We start from the raw sequence: 21,703 nt of genomic DNA on the forward strand, positions 1-21,703 counted from the left end.
TATAAATTTATTGTTTTTATTCAGGTTTACCTACAAGTGTTCCTTTTCCTACTGCATATATATCGTCAATAACCATCTGGAAGCTAACTTTTCTGCCTTCAGATTTTGCTCTTTCCTCTAATAACTGTTTGTTGAAATCTTTTAATTCCTGTGTCATAGGAATATTTCCAAATTCTAAATATCTTACCGCTCCGTTGTTGTCCCTTGCTGGAAGCATCTTTCCTAAATTATATTTACTTGGCGCAAATGGAATATCTATAACTCCTATTTCAAAAGCCTTTACAGTACCTACGGCTAAATCTCCCTTACCTAACTCAAATACTTTGTCTAAGATGCATTTCGTTTCAGCTTTTATTATATTTATTTCTAACTCAAGTTTTTTTGACATTTGTAATCTCTGACCTTTTAATAGGTTTAGAGTTTGTTTTGTTGCCTTTATTCCTTGAGCATTAGCTTCCATAGTTGGTATACCTACAGCTTCATGTGGTGTCTTTACGATTACCTTTGTTACACCTGCTAAAGCCCCAGTTGCTGTTCCCCAGGAAATTACACCAAAGGCCTTTGCCTCATCAGCTGGAAAGCCACCCATCCATTGGTGGAATACTGTTGTTAAATCTACATTATATCCATAAGTCTTAAAATACTCTTCTGATTGCTCAACTAGTGCTCTGATTGCAGCCACGTCTTGTATTAAGTTCCCACACTGACCATATCCTAGTGTAAGACTTTTTACGCCTTGTTCTGCTGCAAGTAATCCTTCAATAATTGCAGCTGCATTTGACATACTTGGAGGTACAAGGGTTCCTGTTAAAGGACCAAATGGCTCTCTATTAATTTCAATTCCCATTTCTCCATATAATCCTGCAAGTCTATCACAATATTGCCAGTCAAGTAATGATTTTTCAACACTTACGCTTTTAGCATAAGGAATATTATATGAGATTCCACCACCTTCATTAGATGTCCATCCACCTGCATGAATAATTTCTGCCAATAGCCTTGAATCAGGTGTGCCATGTCTTGCTTGTACTGGGGTATCTACTGCTGCCAATACCTTTCTACAATTGCTTACTCCATGGTTTACTGCTGGAAATCCATTTAACATGGAACGATTTTCTCTAATACTTTCATCGATTCCTACTTGGCACTCATTATATCTGTTTTGTCTAGTGTAGCTATCAATTGTACTTGGTAAAAGATCAGCCTCTCCTTCATTTTGAAGGTATTGTAAAAGCTTAATATGTTCATCTACTAACGCAACACCAGCTCTTGGCTGTGCAAGGGTTATTCCTTCTTGTTTTGCCTTTCTAAGCTTTACTGCAAAGTTTTTATGTTCAGGAATATTTTTTAAAAAGTCCACTGCCTCTTGCAAATCTACATCTTTACCCGTTGGCCATTGGTTTAGTACTTCTTCTCTTACCTTGTAAAACTCTGCTTCACTCCATTTTTTGTTTTTTAGCTCCATTTTTTCCCTCCTATTATATGTTAATAAGATATTTCTTCATCATTCTAATTGCTTTGTCAGGATATTTCATTGCCATCAACCCCATTACAGAAAGAATATAGCTCCTATCAATTAAAAACTCAGGGTTCATAGGTTTTAAGTATTTAGGGTTGTCCTCACTATATAAACCAGCTCTCAATATTTTTTCTGGATTATTACTATGAACAAGGACTCCACCTGTACCTATTAAATATTTAACTTTTAATAAATCTTTTCCCTTCTGTGCATATATCTTTCCCATAGGAGTATAAACATCTTCTATTTGTCCTACGTGTCGCTCCATTGCCACCTCTGTTGCTACCATGCTCAGTGCTTCATCAAATTCTATTTCGTCATAGGTTTGTGGAACTTCACTGACATTTTGGGCAAGATAATGACATCTTTCTTCTACATTATATTTTAAGTCAGGAGCATATTTTTTTATCTTCCTTGTTGCTACAGCTTGCCAAAGAGACTCTGCACTTACTCGCATACCAAGATCTCCTTCAACAGTCCTTTTCACATAAGGTTCCTGTAATCCTGTTAGCATAACTCCTGTTCTTGTAGGCTCTCCTTCGGCTATTGAATGTATATCAGTTGTAGCTCCTCCTACATCTACAACTATTAAATCTCCTATGCCTTCTTCTTTATCTGTTCCATCAGCTAAGATTTTAGCCGCATTTAGCACTGCTGCTGGAGTTGGCATTAAAATACCATTTATATATTCTTCTGCTTTACTCATTCCCTTTGCTTCAACTATTTTTTTCATAAATATTTCTCTTATGGCTTCCCTTGCTGGATCAACATTTATTACATTTAGCTTAGGCATCACATTATCTACTATACGATAATAAACACCTTGTCCTTCAAATATCTCTTCTATATCGTCACTGGCATTTTTATTCCCTGCAACTACCACAGGTACGTCTTTTATATTCATGGCAATCATCTTTGCATTGTGTATAATACAGTCTTTATCTCCTCCATCTGTTCCTCCTGCTAGCAAGATAATGTCTGGTTTTCTCTGCAATATATCTCTTGCTTCCCTTAGAGTTAATTGATGACTGTACACTTGAAGAATTCTTGAGCCAGCACCTAAAGCGGCTCTTTTAGCAGCCTCTGCTGTAAGCTCCGGCACAAGCCCAATAGCTACCATTTTTAATCCTCCTGCTGCACTACTACATGCAAGCTTTTCATTAAGTTGAATATCCTTCCCTTTGCATTTCTCTTTAATAATCTTATACGCATTTTTAAATCCAATCATAATATCTGTATCTACTGTTGTTAAAGCTTTTGAATTTGCAATGATTTCTTCATTATCCATATCAACAGCCGTAAGTTTTGTATAAGTGCTACCAAAATCAATTAATAAGAGTGCATTCATTATTATCACCTTTATATATTATGTATTTTTTTATGCTATTTTTAAATCTTCTTTTAAATCTCTTATTCCCTCTTCAGGTTTTGTCCCTGGAGCATATACACGGTTAAAACCCATGTCTTTAAATCTCTTTTCTACTGATTTCCAGTCCTGCTTCCCTACTACAAGATTTCCACCTGCATATAATAAAATGTCCTTTAAACCTGCTTCTTCACACTTTTCTCTTAATCCTCTACAGTCAATTTCACCATGACCATAAAGAGATGATACTAAAATGGCACTTGCACTAGTTTCGATAGCTGCATTTATGAAATCTTCCTGTGAACTTAGTACACCAATATTTGTTACTTCAAAACCAGCTTCTGTAAATGCATAGTCAAGAATTTTATTTCCCACTGCATGACAATCTGCTCCTATAACACCAAGTACTATATTTTTTTTCATAATGATTTCTCTCCCTTTATAAGCTACTTTTTATCTCCATTATTTTAGACAAAATTGCTTGAACTGAACTTTGATCAAGGATATAATCAAACCTTACAATCTCCTTTTTACCTCCTGCTAGCTTGCTAACCTCCTCTTCTCTTCCGTGTGAAACAATGATTACATCAGATGCATCAATTATCTTCATGACTTCTGATTGTTCTCTGCTAGTTGTTCCATTTATATCTGCTTTCTCAAGACCAGCAGAACTTAATGCATATTTAATTTTATAATAAAACTCTTTAGAAAGAGTTATTTGCCCTATTCTTGTCCCTTTAGGATATTGAGCAATTTTTACTATAGTTTCAAGGCTTGGAATAGTAGCAACACCAAAAACTTCTTTCTTTTGATCTTTCACGAAGCTTTTTACTTCATTTACATGATTAAATGATGTAATAATAATCCTGATTTCACTAATAGCTTTCTTAATATCTTGTTCTTCATCACTAAGTTGATTTATTGTCATTGGTATCACATTAAGATTAGTAGTTCTGTTTAACTCTTCTGCAAAAAATCTGGCCTGCTCCATATTACATTCAACAAATATAGCGTTTAAGTTTTTAAATAAGATTTCTTTTTCCTTTACCCTTTCCTGTACAATGGCCATAAACTCTTTAGTATTAAACCCATTTTCAATTGCTTCTTCGAGTCCTAGGTCAATAATTTTATTTATTTTATCCTTTACGGTTTCTTGCTTCCATGTATTCCCTTCTTCTGCAACAAATGTCCCTTTACCTTGGAAAGAAATAAGGACTCCCTCTTGCTCCAAAGCATTATAGGCCGAGGAAATAGTATTCCTACTTACTTTTAGTTTTAAAGCAAGGTCTCTTTCTGTAGGTAGCTTTTCTCCAATTTTTAATCTTCCGTTTTTTATGTCATCCATAATACAATTTCTAACTTGTATATAAATAGGCACTCCACTATCTCTTTCAATTTTCATTATCCCACAATCACCTCCCTAACACATTGGCCTATTGGACCAATCCAATGCCCCTTCATGGTAACACGCTTTTAAAAATAGGTCGAGTGTATTATTTAGATATAATATGCTTATTATATTTGCATTTCATTGATAGTTCTATTTATATCATTATCTATCTTTTTTGTTATTGTTTTCTCTAGTTTACTCTATTTCTTAATAATAGAGGATTTTATACAGTTCCATATTGGAAAGAGCATTTGCTATGTTTTGCAAGTAACATAAACAATAATTCTTAAATTGATTGGTCCATTTTTGAAATTGGCATGGTTGCTTTTTAAATAACACCAAATGTTTTTCTGTAAACTTCTCTACGCTTTATCTTCACTGGATCCTAGGCCATATAAATTCTAGTTTTTATATTTTCAATGGCTTTTGGAAGTATGTTCCCATTTTATTCAGCAAGAGGAAAGTGCAGTTATTGTCTAATCCCCCTGCATCTTTTAGTAAATTCTTATAATTACTCAGAAAAAACAAAAAAGTATGTTAAATTTTTGTCATAATTATATAAAAAAATATGAATTTTAACTTTTACTATTGGAATTGTGGCCTAAAAAAGCTATAAAATCATTTTTATTGATTTTATGACGAAATATTTTAAGCTACAAATAATGTATAATTATTATATGTCAAAACATATTTTGAGATAATATCTTAAACAGGTTTATCTTTATGAATAGAAAAAGGGCAATTAAATATACCCTTATATATCAGAAATTATTTTATTTACATATACTACAACATCTTCTAATTTTTTAAAAGTATGAACATCCTCATCATGAATTGTTATATTGAATTCCTTTTCACATTCAATTATCATTTTAGCAATATCAACTGGTTCAATTCCATATTCAGGCTTTAGTTCTGTTTCTAGGGTTATATCTTCCTCATCAGCTCCAATATTTTCAGCCAGTATTCTAGCTAATTTCTCAAAAACCATATGACTTACCTCCTTAATTACAACAACGGACTAATCTCAACTGTATAGAACAAATTTAAACGATGTAGTGCTCTGGTACAGGCAATATAAAATAATTTTTTATCGTCTTCAGTTACATAATGCTCATTATCAGCATCACAGATCAAGACAGCATCAAACTCCAATCCTTTTGCTAAGTAAACTGGAATGATAAATATTCCCTTAATATCAGTCATACTATCACTGTTAATCAACTGAATATCTAGCTTTTCACTTAAACGGCAATAAAGAGCATTAGCATCTTTTTGGCTTTTACATATCAATCCAATAGATTGATAGCCTTTCTCCTTGCAAAGTACAACTTCATTTATTAGTAATTCGTCAAGCTGAGTAAAATTTTCAGCATAATGCACTTTTGGATAATCTCCATTTCGGCTAAAACTCTTAATATCTATATGTGGCTGGACAAATTTTGAACTATACTTAATAATTGCATCAGTGCATCTAAAACTCTTAGACATGGTAATAAGTGTTGATTTTTCTTTTTGTAGTATATCCTGAAGCTCATCATATAAGGTTAGGCTTTCCTTTTTTTCTATAGTTTGGTTTATATCACCTAAAACAGTATATCTGGCTTTAGCAAACATAATTTTCAATATTTCAAAATGAATAGGGTAATAATCCTGTGCTTCATCTACAACAAGTTGCCTAATGTCTTTGTATTCACTATACCCATTAAGTTTCAATATGAAGTATGTAAGAGCGAGTGCATCTTCATATTGTAAATAATCAGATTGCAAATTTGCATTTGTATAGTCCAATATCTCCTCAATATTTTCCGGTAGCTCTATACCCTTTGCTAAGCCATAAAAATAGGCTCTATCAGACAACAGCTGTTTGTAAAATTTTAAATAATCAATTTCAGTAAATTTGCGTATGTTCTTTATTAATACTGTACTCTCATATATGGAAAGCATACGGGCCAACTCTTTTGTCTCAAATAGATGTTCTGTAAATCTACCAACAAAGTCCTCTAGATTAATGAGTCGACTTTTTCGTAATTTATGCACTGTTTCTAAAATTGTACTCTCTAGCTGTTTCATACGTAAAGCTAGGGGAATATTCTTATTACCATTCAGCACCTTAGCCTTTAATAAATTCCCATTAGCAATACACTGACCATTATAATATACATCTGTAAAGTCAATTTTCCTATGTTCCAAATCTTTGAAGTAGCGATTTAATATTTCTATAAACTGCCTAGATGACTTAAATTGCATACTACTTTTCATAATAGATTTCTGCAATAAATCATTACATATAATTAATTTCTCTAAAAACTCGTTCCTCGTTTGAAAATGAATTTGGACATCTTTTAAAACTGCTTTACAAAAATCTTCAAATACAACTGTGACTACATTTTCCTCTCCAAGCTCAGGCAAAACATTTGAAATATATTGCTCAAATAGAGTGTTAGGAGATAAAATTATAATGTTACTTGGAGAAAGTTTTGAAGATAGCCCTTGATACATTAAATAGGCAACTCTATGCAAAGCAATAGAAGTCTTTCCACTTCCTGCAACCCCCTGTACCATTAGCAAATCGTTACTTGTATCTCGAATAACAATATCTTGGTCTTTCTGTATTGTTTCCACTATTGTTTTCATTTTGGCAGAAGTGTTCTTTGATAACATTTTTCTTAAAAATTCATCAACGATTTGTACATCTGCATCAAATAAATACTCTAATATGCCGTTTTTTATTTCATATTGTCGTTTTAAATTTACTTCCCCTTTTATTGTACCAACTGGGGCTTGATAATAAACTTTCCCTGTTTCAAAGCGGTAAAATAGGCTTGCTATTGGTGACCTCCAGTCATAAACATATATATCGTCTGTCCTTTCGTCCATTAGTGTGGAACGTCCGATATATATCTTTTCAAATACTTCCTCATCATCCATTTTGAAATCAATACGTGCAAAATAAGGAGTATGAAGCATTCTTTTTAAAGATTGTATTTTATGGGTACCTGATTCATATGAGGAAATGTGGCCCGCTAATGGCTGAAAATATTGGCTTAACTCCACTACCCTATCAAAATCATCTGCAGAATGAGAAGCATTTTCCCACATATCTCTGCTTGAAGAAATAAGAGTATTTTTATCCTTCTGTTTTCTTTCCTGAGCAGCAAACAATTGACGTTTTATCAAATCAATAGTCTGCTGCAAATAATCACTTTCAATAATAAACTCACTTTCGTAATTTTCCATAGGTTGTATCACCACTCCTCTCAATAGGTGAATTCTATTATATACTCAAGAGTTAATTATTGTAAGTCTATAAATAGACTTTTCTTTATGATATAATATATACAGAAGATAATACCTTCTCCCTTCCATAAGCCTTTCTTGTATTTAGATAAATTATTTTATGCTCATATAGTTAGGCAATTCAATTCGTAATATTATAATCCCCAAGGAATATATATTATTATAGGTCAATGCATGTGTTTTGGGGTGATATTTTGAATAAATCTAGCTTTATATATGGTGCTATAATACTTGCAATAGTCAACTTTATAGTCAGGTTTATAGGATTTGCATATAAGATTATATTATCTAGAGAAATTGGTCCTGAAGGAATAGGACTATTTCAGATTGCTTCACCTGTACTAATGTTTTTTATAACATTTACTACTGCTGGGATTCCTGTAGCAGTATCTAAATTAGTTGCAGCACAAAAAGCATTAAGAAATGATTTGGGATGTAAAAAAGTCTTAAGAAGTGCGATTTTACTTGCCTTTTCTATATCATCAGTATTTATTTTTATATTAATTATATTCGGACAATTTATCTGTCGCAATATCTTAAAGAATAACGATGTATATTACTTAATATTAATGTTGGCTCCAGCAATAATGATAATATCTTTATCATCAGTTATTAGAGGTTATTTTTATGGATTAAAAAAAGTAAGCCCCCCAGGTATTGCACAAATACTTGAACAGCTTACTAGAATATTCTTTGTTTTAGCTACCGTACGCTATCTTCAGCCAATAACCCCTCGGCTAGGTGCTTTAATTGCAGTTGTAGGAATAAGTGTAGGAGAGATATTTGGTCTTCTATGGCTAATGTTTCACTATAGACTCCATTCCAGATTTCAAGTATATCTTCCCATGAAAAGTCAAAGCTACATTTCATTCATATCTAAAATATTTTATATCGCATCGCCTATTACTATTTCAAGATTAATAGGTATAGTCATGCAATTATCAAATGCTGTACTTATACCACAAAAGCTTGCAGAGGCTGGATATACTTCAAAAGAAGCAATTTCTATATTTGGCAAAGTTATGGGAATGTCAATGCCTATGTTGTTTTTACCCTTTATAGTTACATCAGCCTTAGTAGTAAACATAATACCTAATCTAGCAGAGGGAATTGAGCAGAAAAGATTTAGTCACATTAAAAGTAATATAGCCTTATGTATTAGAATCGTTTTACTTATATCTATTCCTATCACTGTAGTTTTTGTCATGTTTTCAAAGCCTATTGCCATGGTGCTCTACAATGACAGTGATGTAGGAAGATATATGAGCATACTAGGCTTTAGTACTGTATTTTTATCTCTTCAAAGTACATTGTCTGGAATACTTAATGGAATTGGAAAACAGGTGCCAGCTACAATTAATAACTTAATAGGCATGTGCTTTCAGTTATTATCTACTTATTTTTTAGTTGGTAATCCTTCTTATGGAATTAATGGGTTCTTTATAGGCTTTATTGCTTCAAGCTTTATTATCTCAACCCTCGATTTTATTACATTAAATAGGGTGATAAGCATAGATATAAACCTAAAAGATTACTTGCTTAAACCAATGTTTGCATCATTGCTATCAATTACATCTATAATGTTTGCCTATAATTTTCTAATAAATTTAAGTGCCAAAAACTATATAAATTTAATTTTATGCCTATGTATTGGAGGCATTGTTTATCTAATTACTCTACTTATAACAAAAGCTCTACCACCTTCTCTTACAAAAAGGCTCTTTGATTTTAAAGTGTATAATAGATAGATCAAATAAATAGTCATATAAATAATATAATGGAACATTCCTATATCTCAAGTTTTAGCTTTAAGTACCTTTTGTCAGTATTTTTTCAAAAGCTAATCTTTTACTTTTATCTTCTAAATATATTATTCCACAATACTGAAATCCATTTTTATAAAAAGATTTCTGCATAGGTATGTTTTCCTCATGGGTATCCACTTTAATGCTGTGTATACCTTTATTTAGACAGGTTTTTTCTATGCAGTTAAAAAATAAGGTTGCTAATCCTAATCCTTTATAATTAGGGTCAATAGCCATTCTATGTATAACTGCATATTCATCATTGCTTATCCATTTACCATTATAGATAGTATCATAAGTTTTTTCACCATCAAAAATAACTGCTGCAGTTCCAACAACAACATTATTTTTTAACAAGACATATCCGTAGTTCTTGTTAATATCATATAACACTGTTTCAAGGTTAGGATAATTATCCTGCCATTGGTCTATCCCTTGCTCTTTAAACCAAGTTTGTGCTTGCTTAATAATATTCACTATGCTTTTAACATCTTCTTCAATAGCTTTTCGAAATTCCATTCTGCTCCTCCTTAGTATAGCTTAAATATCTAACCTAACCCAGATATCTCTATTATCTTAGTAATATGGCTATAATACTTTAAATTTCAAACTAATGTCAACCATATAACAGTAAAAAAACCATTACCTTTTTATTAGGTAATGGTTTTTTGTTTTAATTAGTCCCAAATGCAAAGCTCAGTCTATTTACTAAAATCCTTGTTACATATGCATACAGTGGTATATGGACTGCTTGACCAATTATCCTTCCAGGTACAGTAGTTATCATTGGTACACTAAATAGTGTTTGCATAAAATAAGGTACCATAAATATAGAAGTAGTGATTTGACCTACTGCTATTGCTAAAGTTAACTTCCAAAAAGAACCTTTGGATTTTTTATCCTTGAATGACATCATTACTAGTCCTGGTAGGATTCCAGTTAATGCTGCTGAGATTGTAAAATGTGGCATATATGGTCCCATTGGACTCATAAAATGGCCAATAACATCTCCAATTGCACCAACAATACCACCAGCTAATGGTCCAAATACTATCCCAGCAAAAATTACAGGATAACCACCAAAACCTATTCTAACGATTTCTACTCCTCCACCGCCTACTCTAATGCTACCTATTCTTGTTAGAACAATATTTAGTGCAATTAATAGGCCAAAATAAGCAATGTTTCTCGTGGATATTTTTTGCATACAAAAAGCCTCCTTTCATAATATGATATGACAGAACCGCCACATCAAGAAAGCAAGCCTATTTAAGATGTGTCAGCGAACGCAGTAGTTTAACGCGAACTAAATATTAGCTCTTCGTTCAGAGGCAACGTCCCATCCTCCAACACTTTACGCAAACTACCTACTCTGCCATTTAAAACATCAAATTTTAAATAGTATATAAATTATATACTATACATAGTATAAAACATATTTGGGAAAAGTTCAACCCACAAACATTGCATTAGGAAAAGATATTATCATATTTACATATCTGTAATCACGTTTGTTACCCATTTCTTTGATATTATTCTAGGTATACCGACAACTGCTTTAACTACTTCTTCAATATAAACTAGTGATGTAACATAGTATACAGGAAGCTTAAATACTAGTGCTCCTAAAAAAGCTAAAGGCACACCTACTATCCAAACAGCTACCATTTCTAAAAGCATAGAGAATCTTGTATCTCCACCACCTCTTAATACTCCTACTATCATAGTCCCATTGAAAGCTTTTACAAAGAAAAAGATAGCTAAAACTATTAATAGTTTCTTTGATGTAGCATATAATTCTGGTGTTAGATTCTTGAAAAACGTAAGGATTGTATCCGATGTCAAAAATAACATTATACCTAGAACCATTCCTAATACAATAGATATAATCATAAAGCTATTAGCATATTCAATAGCAACTTCCTCTTCTTCAGCTCCAATTTTATTTCCTACCATTACAGTACATGCATTAGCTAAACCTCTAGTCATTACCATGAAAATATTTTGAACAGTATTTAAAATCTGAACTGCTGCCGCTGCTTCAGTACCTATTTTGGCATAGGCTATAGAGTATAACACAGTTCCCAGTGACCAAAGTGCTTCATTCAAAATAACTGGATAAGCAGTTTTAAAGTATTTTTTAACAAAATCGCTAGTCCAATCAGTCATATCTTTAATACTTCCTGCTAATGGATTCTTGTTATTTGAATATATGAAATATAGTATAAGAACTATTTCTACAATCCTAGCTATTAAAGTACCATAGGCAGCTCCTTTTATTCCAAGTTGAGGCAATCCAAGCTTTCCAAATATAAGCAAATAATTAAATACTGCATTAGTCACAAATGAAACTATACTTACTATCATTGGCATTTTCGCCTGGCCAATACTCCTTGAAGCAACTGAGTAAGCGAAACTAATACCAGTAATAATATAGCTAAAAGAAACTATTCTTAAATAATCGACACCTAATTTAATAACTTTCATATCATTACTAAAAATTCTCATTATATGTTCTGGTACAAATAGTGCAGCTAATGTAAATATCACACCTAAAACACTGACTATAGCAAGAGAAAGACCTAATATTCTTCTTATATTCTTTGTGTCTTTCTTTCCCCAAAACTGAGCTATAAATATTGATGAACCAGTAGCCACACCAAATATAGTCACTGCATAAAAGAAAAATACCTGATTTGCAAGGCCTACAGCAGCTAAACTCTCTTGACCTAAACTAGTAATCATAAGAGTGTCTAACATATTCACAGAAGAAGCTATTAAATTTTGTAATGTTATAGGCAAAGCAATGGCTATCATGACTTTAAAAAAGTCTTTGTTTCTGAAACTAGTCCTCATCTCTAACCTCCATTTTAAAAGCAATATGAATGATTTTATCATATAAATATATATGTGTAAATATTTTCAAAAAAATAATTAGGGTCTCTAAAGAAACTCTAATCATTATACTATAATTCTGCAAAAATAGAAACTATAGATTTAGCATGATACCATATTTTCTAAGCCAATCCCTCCGCCTTTTATAATCTGGCATTATTCTCTCAACAAGTTTCCAAAAATCAGAAGAATGATTCATCTGTACCATATGGCACATCTCATGAACAACTAAATAATCTAATACATCAGCCGGAGCCATGGAAATTCTCCAATTAATAAGAATATCCCTTCTAGATGTACAACTTCCCCATCTTTTTTTCTGCTCCTTTACTTTTATAGAATTAGGCTTTACTGAAAAATAGGATTGGAAGTGTTCAACTCGTTCTAGTATCTTCTCCAATGACTTATCATAGTACCATTTTTTCATGGATTCTTTCAGATTGTCCTGATCCCTTGTATTAGTAGTTATATAAAACTTTCCTTGATAAAGCTTTGTGATAGGTTTGCTAACAGTCTCATCTATGATAATCTCAAGTGAGTAGTATCTCCCTAAATACATAAAAGACTCACCATTAACATATTCCTTATTCTTTTTCAATTTTTCTATTTCTTTTAATTCTGAGAGCTTCTTGACTATCCAATTAGCCTTTGTTTCTACCATTCTTAGTATGTCTTTTTCGCTTGCTCTTTTTGGTGCAATTACAGAAATATTATCTGGAGGCTCGATTCTTATTTCTAGAGTTTTTCTTTTTCTGTATTCTACTGTGAATTCTATTATTTGAGCTTCATATTTAAACTTCATTTTCATAGTGGATTCTCCTAGCTTCTAGCCTTGTCTATGATTTTCTTATAAATTTCAATTAAATATGGTTCATTGGAGTATTCAGTCAATCTATTAACTTCAATCCAATTAACTCCACTAGTTTCCTCTTCATTGATAACCAGCTTTTCTTTTTCATCTGCGTGACCACCAGTCCATGTCCAAGTATTGTATATGTTATGATAAATCATAAGTATCTTATCTAGAGAATCATTTAAAATTAGTCCAGAACTTGTCATATGGGCTATTTGGTTTTCTCTAGTCAAGATGTTATCATAAAAATGGTCAATATAGTCTAAAATGATTTCTTTATCACTTTTTTCTTGTTTGTTAATTGGTTGATAATTTAGTATCGCTTCATTGAAATTCATTTACTGTAAACTTCCTTTCTATGGTTTAACTACCCCAAACTTCTTTCAGATTATCCCTAAAAAATCATTCAACTCTGAAGTATCTGCAGATTTTTTGTCATCAACATGCTTTACATATTCCTTATAATATTCCATCTGTTCTTCAAGGAAATTACTTATTACTTCTATACGAGGTTCTATATCAAGTTCTTCACCTGATTCTTTTCTATCAAGTAATTTTTTTATTGCACTATATAATTTAAAATCCGTAACTTGTGTTTCTAATAATCTATCAAATTCTACCACTAATATCAAGTAAATCACTAATATGATATTCTATTACATCTCTTTTTTCATCAATTGATAAGTACCATTCGTAGGGTGTATATATATACAAATCTAGCGTCATAATCACTATCTTTTGAAGGAAATCCCCATGCTCTACTTCCAGATTCTACAGCGAATAATATTTTTATTTGCTCTTCTTGTTCTATTCTTTTAAGTTCAGAAATTATTTTTTCTTTAATTGGGTTATCACACTTATATGCATACCTTATATCATAGTAACTTCCTAATATTCTAAGAAAAACACTGTTGTAGTCTATGATTTGTCCCTCATAGCCAGCTAAATTGCTTAGAATGGGAGTGTTTTCAGCAATAGTGTCAACTCCTTTTGCTCCACCCGAAACAATAACATATCCTTCTTTTTCACATTTACTCGCAATTTTTCTTATAAACAAAGCACCTTTATTATCAACATCCCTAGAACCTATTATTGCTACTGATTTTTTGTTAGTAAAATCTAAATTTCCACTATATTAAATTATCGGTAGAGAATAGTTTTTCAAAATCTTTTTAAGTCTGTATGTATAATTTTTTCAGCCTTGGTTGTTATATAAATACCTATACAAGCCTTCCTCCACCCCAATCACTGACGTTAAATAGAGGATATACTAAGATATAGTCAGCTTTTAATGTTTTATGCAAATCATTATGGAATGTATCGTCATGATGTGGACCTAGGTTATCATCTAGTCCTCTCATTGCAAGATTCATCTTACAAAGTTTCCAAGTTGTAGAATTTAGCTCTTGACCATAAATAGACAAATTCTCCACTCTTCCTTGATGTTCTTCAACTAATTTTTCTGATTGTACAAACATACCAACTGAGCCTCATTCAGGGTCAGATAGAATTTGAAGATTTTCTTATGATTTTGGTCTGTTTTCATGTTTTTAGATATAATTTTAGAGAGAACTAGTTTGTTGATTAATTCTCTCTAAGGTTGTTGTTTACTATATTTAATGGCACTTATTGTTTTTTGAGTTGCCAAGATTTATTCATGTCATTACTTTGACACAAGGGTTTCTTCTTTATTTACTTTTTTTTATTAAACATACTTTCTATATTTACTGCTCCACTCTTTAAAAAATTCATCTTCCTTAATCATTGCGTTATAAGGTTGCGACGTAAATTCAATAATTGTGTTAACTACATGATCAAAATTAAGTTCATACCTTAATATTTTCTTGCAAAAATTATTCCATCTCTTTTGCATTTCGACATCTTTAGTTAACCTTGTAATAATAGTTATAGAATCTTTTTCATATGGTGTTCCCCTATTAGATAGAGTTTCATAAATTGCTTCTTGAAGCTTCCTCCCATCAAAGTCAAAGTTTGTTGCTAAATAATATATATCATAAAAGTCTTTCATACGTCCTGTAGCTTCCATTAAAGATATAATTGCATCTAATTTTTCTGCCACTGTAGATTCTAGCGAATAGGTTAAAACTTTAGGCTTTTCAAATTCTGGTAGAAGTACAGGAAGGATTCTTTCCACCGGTGAAGGCACAATAATATCCCCCACTCCAAAGTCTATATTAAAAGGTGTTTTTGTCCTTCCAATAATGCCAATAAGATTTACTCTAATACCATGATATTCTCTAATCTCACTAATTAGCTCTAGTCCTTTAATTTCAAACTTTATAAAATCATTTTTACTAGTCAAGGAAATAATCTCTTCAACCAGTATCTCTATAGTATCTAAATCATTCGAGTAGTTCTTTAAAAGATAATCTGCATCAACTGTTGGCCTTGTGGTAAATCCACTAATGGAATATAGTAAAAATCCACCCTTAAGAATAAGATTTTCTTTATATTTTGATTCAGAAAGTCTCCTAATAAATTCCTCTTGGCAAAATAGATTTAATAATTGTTGTAATGGGATTCCTTCACCTTTAGCTTTGTTTTTCAATTTTGCTAAAATAGAAGCTGCCATATCAGCCATTACAACCACACTCCTATATATGTTTGTACTTTGTTTTTAATATTAAATATTTCAGCATATTCAAATAGATTTCTTGCATTTTTCTTTGGATCCTTGATATAATTCTTTATTGCATTGGTGAATACCTCTACTTCAAGCTTTGTTTCATATCGTAGCACATCACATATAGTGCGATCCCTATCATATATTCTAATTTCTACTCCTTCTATCTCTATTATATCAATGCCAATCTCTATAAACTTTGGTTCTAGATAATAGGGTTTTATTAAGGGATAATCAATATTGTATTGATGCTTACTGCTATTTTTATTCACTGCTATTTGCCAGGATGAAGGGATTCTATCTGTATATTCATAATAAAAAAGTGAACTTTCCAAAAAGATTACGGATTCTGGAAACAATCTTGCTATAATTACTTCTTCTCTTGGAATATAATCTGTTAATTCATAAAATCCATGTTTTATCTTAGTAATTATACCTTCCTCCATAAGTTTCTTTATTTGACGGCTGGAAAAGCCTAAGTCATTAAGCTCTGATGTCTTAAGAACTCCACCATATTCACTAAAATGATTCTTTATCTTATCAATTTTATTCATCCTTACACCTCAATGTCCGCCTTTGTTTTTATAAGCGGTCTTTTAAGTGCATATTATCATAATATTACTTTAAATGCAACAGTTTTATGGCATCAAAAAACAACAAAATTACACTTTTATCACATGTTTTTAATATTAGACTCTTAACTAATAAAAAAATTTTGCCATTTCCTTTTATTTAAATAACCTTAATCAATTAAACTTCAATAAAAATTTCACTTGAAATCTGGAAATCTTTCTAAAAACACCTCATTGGCCTTTAATAGATTCTGGTAATACTCCTCAAATGACTTACAAAAAACCTACCATAAAATCCTGGAAATACTTCTAAAAGTCTTTCTTTTATAGATTTCTTTTTATTTAATTCTATAATTTCTGCATTGATTTTTTCAATGTATTTACCATCTGAAAGTTTCTCTAGTAATTTGGTTTGGTTCTCAGACAATTCATTATAAAATTGTTTTCTAATAACACATTTCCTCAACTCTTCTTTAGAAAATTTAGAATCTAAAACCTTTTTAATCTCAAACACTGCTAAGCCTAATGACCTAAATACACTTACTTATTTTAATCTTTCAATCTCAGATTTATTGAATTCTCGATAACCACTTTCATCAAACTTAGGATTAATAATTTCTTTTTCTTGATAGTAATCAATAGCTTTTTTTGTTAATCCAGTAACATTACATACTTCATTTATTTTCACAGTAACCACCTCATAAATTAACTATAAGCTATCCCCTTAGGGACTAGTCAAGGTATATTTTTCTACTATTTCTTAGGATAGAACTTCAAACCCTTGGCTTACCTATACTTCATGCTCGTGTCATTATTATAGTACGTTCCCCACAAGCGGAGTCAGAAGGAAATTAGGGGTTTTATTGAGCCTTTGGGGCTATTTTTATGATTTTAGGCATAAATTTAGAGAGGATTGGATTGCTATTTAATCCTCTCTGATTATGTTGTCTACACCGTTTTATTATGTTTCTGTTTTATTCTTATTATTTGAAGATATTTGTGTCATTACCTTGACACGAGGAGTCTTATTCAGATTCTATTGGCAAAAATACAGAAAAAACAGAACCCTTTCCCAATATTGACTTTACTTTTATATATCCACCTTGTGCAGAAATAATTTTTCTAGATAAAAATAATCCTATTCCAACTCCCTCAATATTTTTAGTGTCCTCTCCCCTATAAAATCTTGTAAATATTTTATTAATATCTGACTCAATTATACCATCACCTTCGTCCTTAATATCTATGCAGCAAAATAGTTCATGTTTCATTATAGATACATTTATTTCTATATTTTTAGCACTATATTTTACTGAATTATCCAATATGTTGAAAATAGCTTCTTGTGTCCACTTACTATCATGGACAAGACTTATATCTTCAATATCAAATATAATATTTATCCCTTTTTCTTCTGCTCTATTAGATAGCATGGATATGGCTTGTAAAACTGTTTGTGATATTGATTGATTTTCTGTATTTAATTTTATAATTCCTGCCTCAAGTCTTGACATCTTTATTAAAGATTCTAAAAGCCAATTTAGCTTTTCAAGTTGATTTTCCATGTTTTTAGTAAATTCTATCCTTTTACTATGGTCAAGATTTTCATCAAGCAATAAGGAATTATATATATTTAAGTTTACAAGGGGTGTCTTCAATTGGTGAGAAATATCTGAAATCAATGCTGTTATATCATCCTTTTCTTTTTTCTGTTTTATGCTATGTGATTTTAAAATATCTGATAATTTTAGTATCTGGCTTTGTAGTTTAGAAAGCATTGTATCTTCAATTGTAGAAAAAGTATCTACAGGATTGTCAGCTATTATTGATTCAATGGTTTGACTTAATGCCTCAAGTGTATTACCTACGTTCCTAGACACCAATATAATAAATATAATACAAATCGCCATTATAGCAATAGAAAAAACTGATACTATTCCTAGTATCCTTATATCAAAATTAGAAAGAAGATATGACATTATCCCAGCAAAAGATATAGAAGATATAATTAGTAACAAGATGGCCGTAATAACTTATTTTTTTATAGAACTTTTCAATTATTATCACTCCATATATATCCTATACCAAATACAGTTTTAATAAAAGCAGGATTTGAAGGATCATCCTCAATCTTAGTTCTAAGTCTGCGAATATTTACATTAACAGTATTTTCATCTATAAAACCTCCGTCTATATCCCAAATTTTATCCAGAATTTTATCTCTTGTTAGTACCTTCCCTTTATTTTTAATAAATAGCTCTAATAACTTCACTTCTATTTTAGTAATAGGAATTTCTACATCGTTTTTAGTAAGGCATAATTTATGGAAATCAAATTTAAGTCCTTTAAAACTATATGTATTACTTTGAGCCATCTCTCGCTTAAGTACTGCTTTTATCCTTTCCTTAAGTATCGGAAGAGAAAAAGGTTTTGATATATAATCATCTCCACCTACTTTAAAACCCTTTACAATATCTTCTTCTGTATCTTTAGCAGTTAAAAAAATAATAGGTGTATTCATACCTTTTCTAATGTATTTGCAAATATCTATGCCGCTCTTATCTGGAAGATTTATATCTAGTATTATAAGACCTATACTGTTATCCAATAGTTTTATAGCCTGTTCACCATTATATGCTGATAATATATTATAGCCTTCATTTTTTAAAGCAAATGCTATTCCCTCATTTAATAACTTGTCATCCTCTATTATTAATACAGTAATCATTTAATCAAATCCTTTAATTTTATTGGCTATATTATAACATAAAATGGGCTATTTTTAGCCCATTTCATGTTCTGCTTTATTCTACTTCTCTTAGTCTCTCAACTACACTTTTATTTTTAATACTAATAAAGCCTAAAACAGGTATTAATACTGCAATAACAATTAGTATAGGTATACAAATAATTATTGGAAGTATAGTGAAATGGTAACTAAAAAATGACATTTGTCCTGCAAAAGAATTGACTCCTAAATAGGTAATTGGTAATCCTATTGTAGTATAAGTATTTACCATTTCATTGTATTCTTGTTCATAAATTGCTTTGGAACGATAATCTAAAGTTGGAATTTCATTTATTTTATTTTGAATGTAATTTTCTATACTTGGAATATATTCATCTTCTACATTAAATAAAGCTGTCATTATTGACATACTATCCGTGTATTTCCTATATTCTTCAGTTGGTATATATATATTGGTCGCACCTCCAATAAACTTACCGCTATAAATATATAATGGTAAGTTTTCTACAACTGCCATTATAGCATATTCTTTATATTCTCCATTATCTGTTGATAGAATTATCCTGTCACCAACATTATACATCTCAAGATCCCAAGATTTTTTAACTACTATTTTGTCTGATATGTATTTAAAAATATAAGTCCTAATACCACATGCTTGTATTCGCTAGAATCCATACTGCCTCTTAATTTATCTGCTGTTTTCCATAATGTTTCTTTAAATCTAATGTTTGCTGTTGACAATACATTCCTCTAAGTTAATGGTGTTTTTGCAAAATAAAGTTCGAGATTCTTCGCTAAGGCTCAGAATGACAAGTGCAAGATTCTCTACTACGTTCAAAATGACAGGTTCGTTTTTATTTTTCAATCCTAAAAGTTATGATAGTCGAATACCTCAAAGATATCTTCTTCGAATTCTTCCTGTTCTTGTTCACTGGCCACCCAATCTGGTAGTACCTCATAATAATGGGATAAGGCTTCTATGGTTTTATGAAATATAACCTCATGTTGAGCTTTTTCTATTCCAAAAAGATCTTCAAAAACAGGTAGATATTTTTGTGGGATGTTCTGTTTACCTTTAATCCACATATTTATATTTTGTTTTTTGATTCCTAGTTTTTCTGCTAGTTCTACATGTTGCATGTTATATATACTTAAGATATACTCTAATCCTATCAAGCATCCATCCCCCTAATCCTCCTTTATTGTCTTAGTCAATTTTTTGCTTAAAATAATATCATAATGTATTATTATTTTATCGCATAAAAAAACCTACATTTTAACATCTGTAGGCTCTTTTTTAGAATCTACTATATCCCATATTTACCTGTCATACTATCTCGAAAAAGAGGTATTCTAGGAGGATATAGTGTAAATATAATGTAAGTTATAATTATTGCCACAAAAATCAGTATTACAATATTGGAGTTTATACCTTTAGAATGTTTAGTGAAATGTAGTCCTAGTAACTGTCCAAATAGTAACGCTAAAAATAATATTATAATGTCTACAACTAACAGTTCTACTCCAAAGGATTGAGTATAAAAGTAATGCAGAACTGGTATTGATATTATTGATGTTAGCAATGCTACTAGAGCACCAGTAAACCACTTGTTTTTATTAATTTTATATTGTTTTCTCTTTATAATATAATAAAAAGTCCACCAACAGATTACTGGTAAAAGTACCATTTTTGTATGCTCCCAAACACTTTCATTTACTGGAGCAATTAATCCAACTATGGTATTTTTGCCACTTAAATCATAGAGGAAGTGCATAAGTGAGCCGATTATAAAAAGAATTAAAGGCGATAATTTTTTATTTTTCATGAAATACTCCTAGTTTATAATTTAAATGTTTATTCTTTATTATTGTACTTATTTTGTCACCAATTATTCCTCAAAAAAGAATAAATCACGATTTCCATGTACATAATATAATTGCTTATATTCTAAGGAGGTAGTTATATGCATAACAAACGTGCAAAAGAAATTGTGGATTCTCCAAATATGATTAAAGTAACATTCAATGGTATTCCAGTTTATATTGAGGATGTAAATGAAGATAACTATATAGCTAAAATTCGCTTCCTTGATGGGTCAAATAAAATAGATGAAGTATCTATAACTAACTTAGAAGAGCACTAAAATAACCTGAGCCCTATGTTAATATTAGAGCTCAGGTTTCTTCCATAATCTATGCATTATTTTTTACTCTATTAATTAAATCTTCTACCTTTTCTTTTATAATATCTCTGGTTTTTCTATAGTCTTCTAGAGGCCCACCCGACGGGTCTGTTAAGCCCCAATCTTCACTGTGACTACATAGCACATATGGACACACTACATTGCATCCCATTGTAATTAAATAATCTACTTCTTCTGGTATATCACTTAGAAGCTTAGGATAATGATTGCTCATGTCTACTCCTGCTTCTTCCATTACCTGAACAGCTAAAGGTTTCACTTCTGGATAATTTTCTGTTCCTGCCGAATATACCTCTAATACATCGCTACCCAATTTTTTTGCCCAACCTTCTGCCATTTGAGAGCGACATGAATTATGAACACATACAAAAGCGACTTTCTTTTTCATTTTGCATTCACCTCA

The 21,703-nt window shown here is 31.1% G+C and carries 27 protein-coding genes, 2 pseudogenes and 1 riboswitch; of the genes and pseudogenes, 2 read left to right on the forward strand and 27 right to left on the reverse strand.

Features of this window, described 5'->3' with window-relative positions:
* Positions 1-16: 16 nt before the first annotated feature.
* The 6 genes from ABV008_RS05775 to ABV008_RS05800 form a co-directional block, all read right to left on the reverse strand.
* Positions 17-1,465 (reverse strand): methylaspartate mutase subunit E, encoded by a 1,449-nt coding sequence (locus ABV008_RS05775; RefSeq protein WP_352418871.1) that lies wholly within the window; start codon positions 1,463-1,465, stop codon positions 17-19.
* A 13-nt stretch (positions 1,466-1,478) separates the two neighbouring features.
* Positions 1,479-2,867, reverse strand: a complete 1,389-nt coding sequence (gene glmL, locus ABV008_RS05780) for a methylaspartate mutase accessory protein GlmL (RefSeq protein ID WP_352418872.1) — start codon at positions 2,865-2,867, stop codon at positions 1,479-1,481.
* 30 nt (positions 2,868-2,897) lie between these two features.
* Positions 2,898-3,308, reverse strand: a complete 411-nt coding sequence (gene glmS / locus ABV008_RS05785; RefSeq protein ID WP_502929746.1) for a methylaspartate mutase subunit S — start codon at positions 3,306-3,308, stop codon at positions 2,898-2,900.
* A 16-nt stretch (positions 3,309-3,324) separates the two neighbouring features.
* Entirely contained in the window at positions 3,325-4,287 is a 963-nt protein-coding gene (locus ABV008_RS05790) for a GntR family transcriptional regulator (protein WP_352418873.1), read from the reverse strand.
* A 742-nt stretch (positions 4,288-5,029) separates the two neighbouring features.
* Entirely contained in the window at positions 5,030-5,266 is a 237-nt protein-coding gene (locus ABV008_RS05795) for an acyl carrier protein (protein ID WP_352418874.1), read from the reverse strand.
* Between the two features lie 17 nt (positions 5,267-5,283).
* Positions 5,284-7,515: a HelD family protein gene (locus tag ABV008_RS05800; protein ID WP_352418875.1), complete on the reverse strand. Its 2,232-nt coding sequence runs from the start codon at positions 7,513-7,515 to the stop codon at positions 5,284-5,286.
* Between the two features lie 254 nt (positions 7,516-7,769).
* Here ABV008_RS05800 and ABV008_RS05805 point away from each other — a divergent pair, with 254 nt between their 5' ends.
* A complete protein-coding gene (locus ABV008_RS05805; protein ID WP_352418876.1) occupies positions 7,770-9,323 on the forward strand; it encodes a putative polysaccharide biosynthesis protein in 1,554 nt (517 codons plus the stop codon).
* 60 nt (positions 9,324-9,383) lie between these two features.
* Here the strand turns inward: ABV008_RS05805 and ABV008_RS05810 are convergent, their stop codons facing one another.
* The 20 genes and pseudogenes from ABV008_RS05810 to ABV008_RS05905 form a co-directional block, all read right to left on the reverse strand.
* Positions 9,384-9,899: a GNAT family N-acetyltransferase gene (locus tag ABV008_RS05810; protein ID WP_352418877.1), complete on the reverse strand. Its 516-nt coding sequence runs from the start codon at positions 9,897-9,899 to the stop codon at positions 9,384-9,386.
* 154 nt (positions 9,900-10,053) lie between these two features.
* Entirely contained in the window at positions 10,054-10,587 is a 534-nt protein-coding gene (locus ABV008_RS05815; protein ID WP_352418878.1) for a folate family ECF transporter S component, read from the reverse strand.
* Positions 10,588-10,658: 71 nt separating this feature from the next.
* Positions 10,659-10,757: riboswitch (THF riboswitch) on the reverse strand.
* Between the two features lie 114 nt (positions 10,758-10,871).
* Positions 10,872-12,236: an MATE family efflux transporter gene (locus ABV008_RS05820; protein ID WP_352418879.1), complete on the reverse strand. Its 1,365-nt coding sequence runs from the start codon at positions 12,234-12,236 to the stop codon at positions 10,872-10,874.
* A gap of 133 nt (positions 12,237-12,369) precedes the next feature.
* Complete coding sequence (locus ABV008_RS05825) at positions 12,370-13,083, reverse strand: M48 family metallopeptidase (RefSeq protein ID WP_352418880.1); 714 nt, start codon at positions 13,081-13,083, stop codon at positions 12,370-12,372.
* Positions 13,084-13,094: 11 nt separating this feature from the next.
* A complete protein-coding gene (locus ABV008_RS05830) occupies positions 13,095-13,466 on the reverse strand; it encodes an NUDIX hydrolase (RefSeq protein ID WP_352418881.1) in 372 nt (123 codons plus the stop codon).
* A 45-nt stretch (positions 13,467-13,511) separates the two neighbouring features.
* Positions 13,512-13,769 (reverse strand): DNA polymerase beta superfamily protein, encoded by a 258-nt coding sequence (locus ABV008_RS05835; protein WP_352418882.1) that lies wholly within the window; start codon positions 13,767-13,769, stop codon positions 13,512-13,514.
* Complete coding sequence (locus ABV008_RS05840) at positions 13,738-13,854, reverse strand: DNA polymerase beta superfamily protein (RefSeq protein ID WP_352418883.1); 117 nt, start codon at positions 13,852-13,854, stop codon at positions 13,738-13,740. Before ABV008_RS05840 ends, ABV008_RS05835 begins: the two co-directional genes overlap by 32 nt.
* The gene (locus ABV008_RS05845; protein ID WP_352418966.1) at positions 13,802-14,104 is read right to left on the reverse strand and encodes a DNA polymerase beta superfamily protein; all 303 of its coding nucleotides are present in this window, start codon (positions 14,102-14,104) and stop codon (positions 13,802-13,804) included. Before ABV008_RS05845 ends, ABV008_RS05840 begins: the two co-directional genes overlap by 53 nt.
* Positions 14,096-14,251, reverse strand: a pseudogene (locus ABV008_RS05850) (DNA-processing protein DprA); the annotation flags it as partial. The pseudogene ABV008_RS05850 and the gene ABV008_RS05845, both read right to left, overlap by 9 nt.
* Positions 14,252-14,354: 103 nt before the next feature.
* Positions 14,355-14,618 (reverse strand): annotated as a pseudogene (locus ABV008_RS05855) (N-6 DNA methylase); the annotation flags it as partial.
* A 215-nt stretch (positions 14,619-14,833) separates the two neighbouring features.
* Positions 14,834-15,730: a nucleotidyl transferase AbiEii/AbiGii toxin family protein gene (locus ABV008_RS05860; protein ID WP_352418884.1), complete on the reverse strand. Its 897-nt coding sequence runs from the start codon at positions 15,728-15,730 to the stop codon at positions 14,834-14,836.
* Positions 15,730-16,326: a type IV toxin-antitoxin system AbiEi family antitoxin domain-containing protein gene (locus ABV008_RS05865; protein WP_352418885.1), complete on the reverse strand. Its 597-nt coding sequence runs from the start codon at positions 16,324-16,326 to the stop codon at positions 15,730-15,732. Before ABV008_RS05865 ends, ABV008_RS05860 begins: the two co-directional genes overlap by 1 nt.
* Before the next feature lie 259 nt (positions 16,327-16,585).
* Positions 16,586-16,858, reverse strand: a complete 273-nt coding sequence (locus ABV008_RS05870) for a hypothetical protein (protein WP_352418886.1) — start codon at positions 16,856-16,858, stop codon at positions 16,586-16,588.
* Between the two features lie 30 nt (positions 16,859-16,888).
* The gene (locus ABV008_RS05875) at positions 16,889-17,041 is read right to left on the reverse strand and encodes a MerR family transcriptional regulator (protein WP_352418887.1); all 153 of its coding nucleotides are present in this window, start codon (positions 17,039-17,041) and stop codon (positions 16,889-16,891) included.
* A 328-nt stretch (positions 17,042-17,369) separates the two neighbouring features.
* Complete coding sequence (locus tag ABV008_RS05880; RefSeq protein WP_352418888.1) at positions 17,370-18,362, reverse strand: sensor histidine kinase; 993 nt, start codon at positions 18,360-18,362, stop codon at positions 17,370-17,372.
* Between the two features lie 35 nt (positions 18,363-18,397).
* Positions 18,398-19,072 (reverse strand): response regulator transcription factor, encoded by a 675-nt coding sequence (locus tag ABV008_RS05885; RefSeq protein WP_352418889.1) that lies wholly within the window; start codon positions 19,070-19,072, stop codon positions 18,398-18,400.
* 76 nt (positions 19,073-19,148) lie between these two features.
* The gene (locus tag ABV008_RS05890; RefSeq protein WP_352418968.1) at positions 19,149-19,676 is read right to left on the reverse strand and encodes a hypothetical protein; all 528 of its coding nucleotides are present in this window, start codon (positions 19,674-19,676) and stop codon (positions 19,149-19,151) included.
* 26 nt (positions 19,677-19,702) lie between these two features.
* Positions 19,703-19,837, reverse strand: coding sequence for a type I restriction-modification system subunit M N-terminal domain-containing protein (locus ABV008_RS05895; RefSeq protein ID WP_502929748.1), 135 nt, complete (start codon positions 19,835-19,837; stop codon positions 19,703-19,705).
* A 126-nt stretch (positions 19,838-19,963) separates the two neighbouring features.
* On the reverse strand, positions 19,964-20,272 hold the full coding sequence (locus ABV008_RS05900) for a helix-turn-helix domain-containing protein (RefSeq protein ID WP_352418890.1): 309 nt from the start codon (positions 20,270-20,272) through the stop codon (positions 19,964-19,966).
* A 131-nt stretch (positions 20,273-20,403) separates the two neighbouring features.
* On the reverse strand, positions 20,404-20,922 hold the full coding sequence (locus tag ABV008_RS05905) for a DUF6512 family protein (RefSeq protein ID WP_352418891.1): 519 nt from the start codon (positions 20,920-20,922) through the stop codon (positions 20,404-20,406).
* A 138-nt stretch (positions 20,923-21,060) separates the two neighbouring features.
* On the opposite strand from ABV008_RS05905, the gene ABV008_RS05910 reads away from it, so the two are divergent.
* Positions 21,061-21,240, forward strand: coding sequence for an H-type small acid-soluble spore protein (locus tag ABV008_RS05910; protein ID WP_352418892.1), 180 nt, complete (start codon positions 21,061-21,063; stop codon positions 21,238-21,240).
* Between the two features lie 49 nt (positions 21,241-21,289).
* On the opposite strand, the gene ABV008_RS05915 is transcribed toward ABV008_RS05910, so the two are convergent.
* Positions 21,290-21,688: an arsenate reductase ArsC gene (locus ABV008_RS05915; protein ID WP_352418893.1), complete on the reverse strand. Its 399-nt coding sequence runs from the start codon at positions 21,686-21,688 to the stop codon at positions 21,290-21,292.
* Positions 21,689-21,703: the final 15 nt, after the last annotated feature.

Origin of the sequence: Proteiniborus sp. (assembly GCF_040308045.1) — a bacterium.
In the GTDB taxonomy this organism is placed as follows: Bacteria; Bacillota; Clostridia; order Tissierellales; family Proteiniboraceae; genus Proteiniborus.

What these genes read in the sequence shown, in the direction of transcription:
- ABV008_RS05915 (WP_352418893.1), bottom strand. Translation starts at nt 21,688, where the DNA reads ATGAAAAAGAAAGTCGCTTTTGTATGTGTTCATAATTCATGTCGCTCT.
- ABV008_RS05820 (WP_352418879.1), bottom strand. Translation starts at nt 12,236, where the DNA reads ATGAGGACTAGTTTCAGAAACAAAGACTTTTTTAAAGTCATGATAGCC.
- ABV008_RS05840 (WP_352418883.1), bottom strand. Translation starts at nt 13,854, where the DNA reads ATGACGCTAGATTTGTATATATATACACCCTACGAATGGTACTTATCA.
- ABV008_RS05905 (WP_352418891.1), bottom strand. Translation starts at nt 20,922, where the DNA reads ATGAAAAATAAAAAATTATCGCCTTTAATTCTTTTTATAATCGGCTCA.
- ABV008_RS05865 (WP_352418885.1), bottom strand. Translation starts at nt 16,326, where the DNA reads ATGAATAAAATTGATAAGATAAAGAATCATTTTAGTGAATATGGTGGA.
- ABV008_RS05910 (WP_352418892.1), top strand. Translation starts at nt 21,061, where the DNA reads ATGCATAACAAACGTGCAAAAGAAATTGTGGATTCTCCAAATATGATT.
- glmL (WP_352418872.1), bottom strand. Translation starts at nt 2,867, where the DNA reads ATGAATGCACTCTTATTAATTGATTTTGGTAGCACTTATACAAAACTT.
- ABV008_RS05885 (WP_352418889.1), bottom strand. Translation starts at nt 19,072, where the DNA reads ATGATTACTGTATTAATAATAGAGGATGACAAGTTATTAAATGAGGGA.
- ABV008_RS05830 (WP_352418881.1), bottom strand. Translation starts at nt 13,466, where the DNA reads ATGAATTTCAATGAAGCGATACTAAATTATCAACCAATTAACAAACAA.
- ABV008_RS05790 (WP_352418873.1), bottom strand. Translation starts at nt 4,287, where the DNA reads ATGAAAATTGAAAGAGATAGTGGAGTGCCTATTTATATACAAGTTAGA.
- ABV008_RS05810 (WP_352418877.1), bottom strand. Translation starts at nt 9,899, where the DNA reads ATGGAATTTCGAAAAGCTATTGAAGAAGATGTTAAAAGCATAGTGAAT.
- ABV008_RS05775 (WP_352418871.1), bottom strand. Translation starts at nt 1,465, where the DNA reads ATGGAGCTAAAAAACAAAAAATGGAGTGAAGCAGAGTTTTACAAGGTA.
- ABV008_RS05815 (WP_352418878.1), bottom strand. Translation starts at nt 10,587, where the DNA reads ATGCAAAAAATATCCACGAGAAACATTGCTTATTTTGGCCTATTAATT.
- glmS (WP_502929746.1), bottom strand. Translation starts at nt 3,308, where the DNA reads ATGAAAAAAAATATAGTACTTGGTGTTATAGGAGCAGATTGTCATGCA.
- ABV008_RS05860 (WP_352418884.1), bottom strand. Translation starts at nt 15,730, where the DNA reads ATGGCTGATATGGCAGCTTCTATTTTAGCAAAATTGAAAAACAAAGCT.
- ABV008_RS05800 (WP_352418875.1), bottom strand. Translation starts at nt 7,515, where the DNA reads ATGGAAAATTACGAAAGTGAGTTTATTATTGAAAGTGATTATTTGCAG.
- ABV008_RS05825 (WP_352418880.1), bottom strand. Translation starts at nt 13,083, where the DNA reads ATGAAAATGAAGTTTAAATATGAAGCTCAAATAATAGAATTCACAGTA.
- ABV008_RS05795 (WP_352418874.1), bottom strand. Translation starts at nt 5,266, where the DNA reads ATGGTTTTTGAGAAATTAGCTAGAATACTGGCTGAAAATATTGGAGCT.
- ABV008_RS05890 (WP_352418968.1), bottom strand. Translation starts at nt 19,676, where the DNA reads ATGTATAATGTTGGTGACAGGATAATTCTATCAACAGATAATGGAGAA.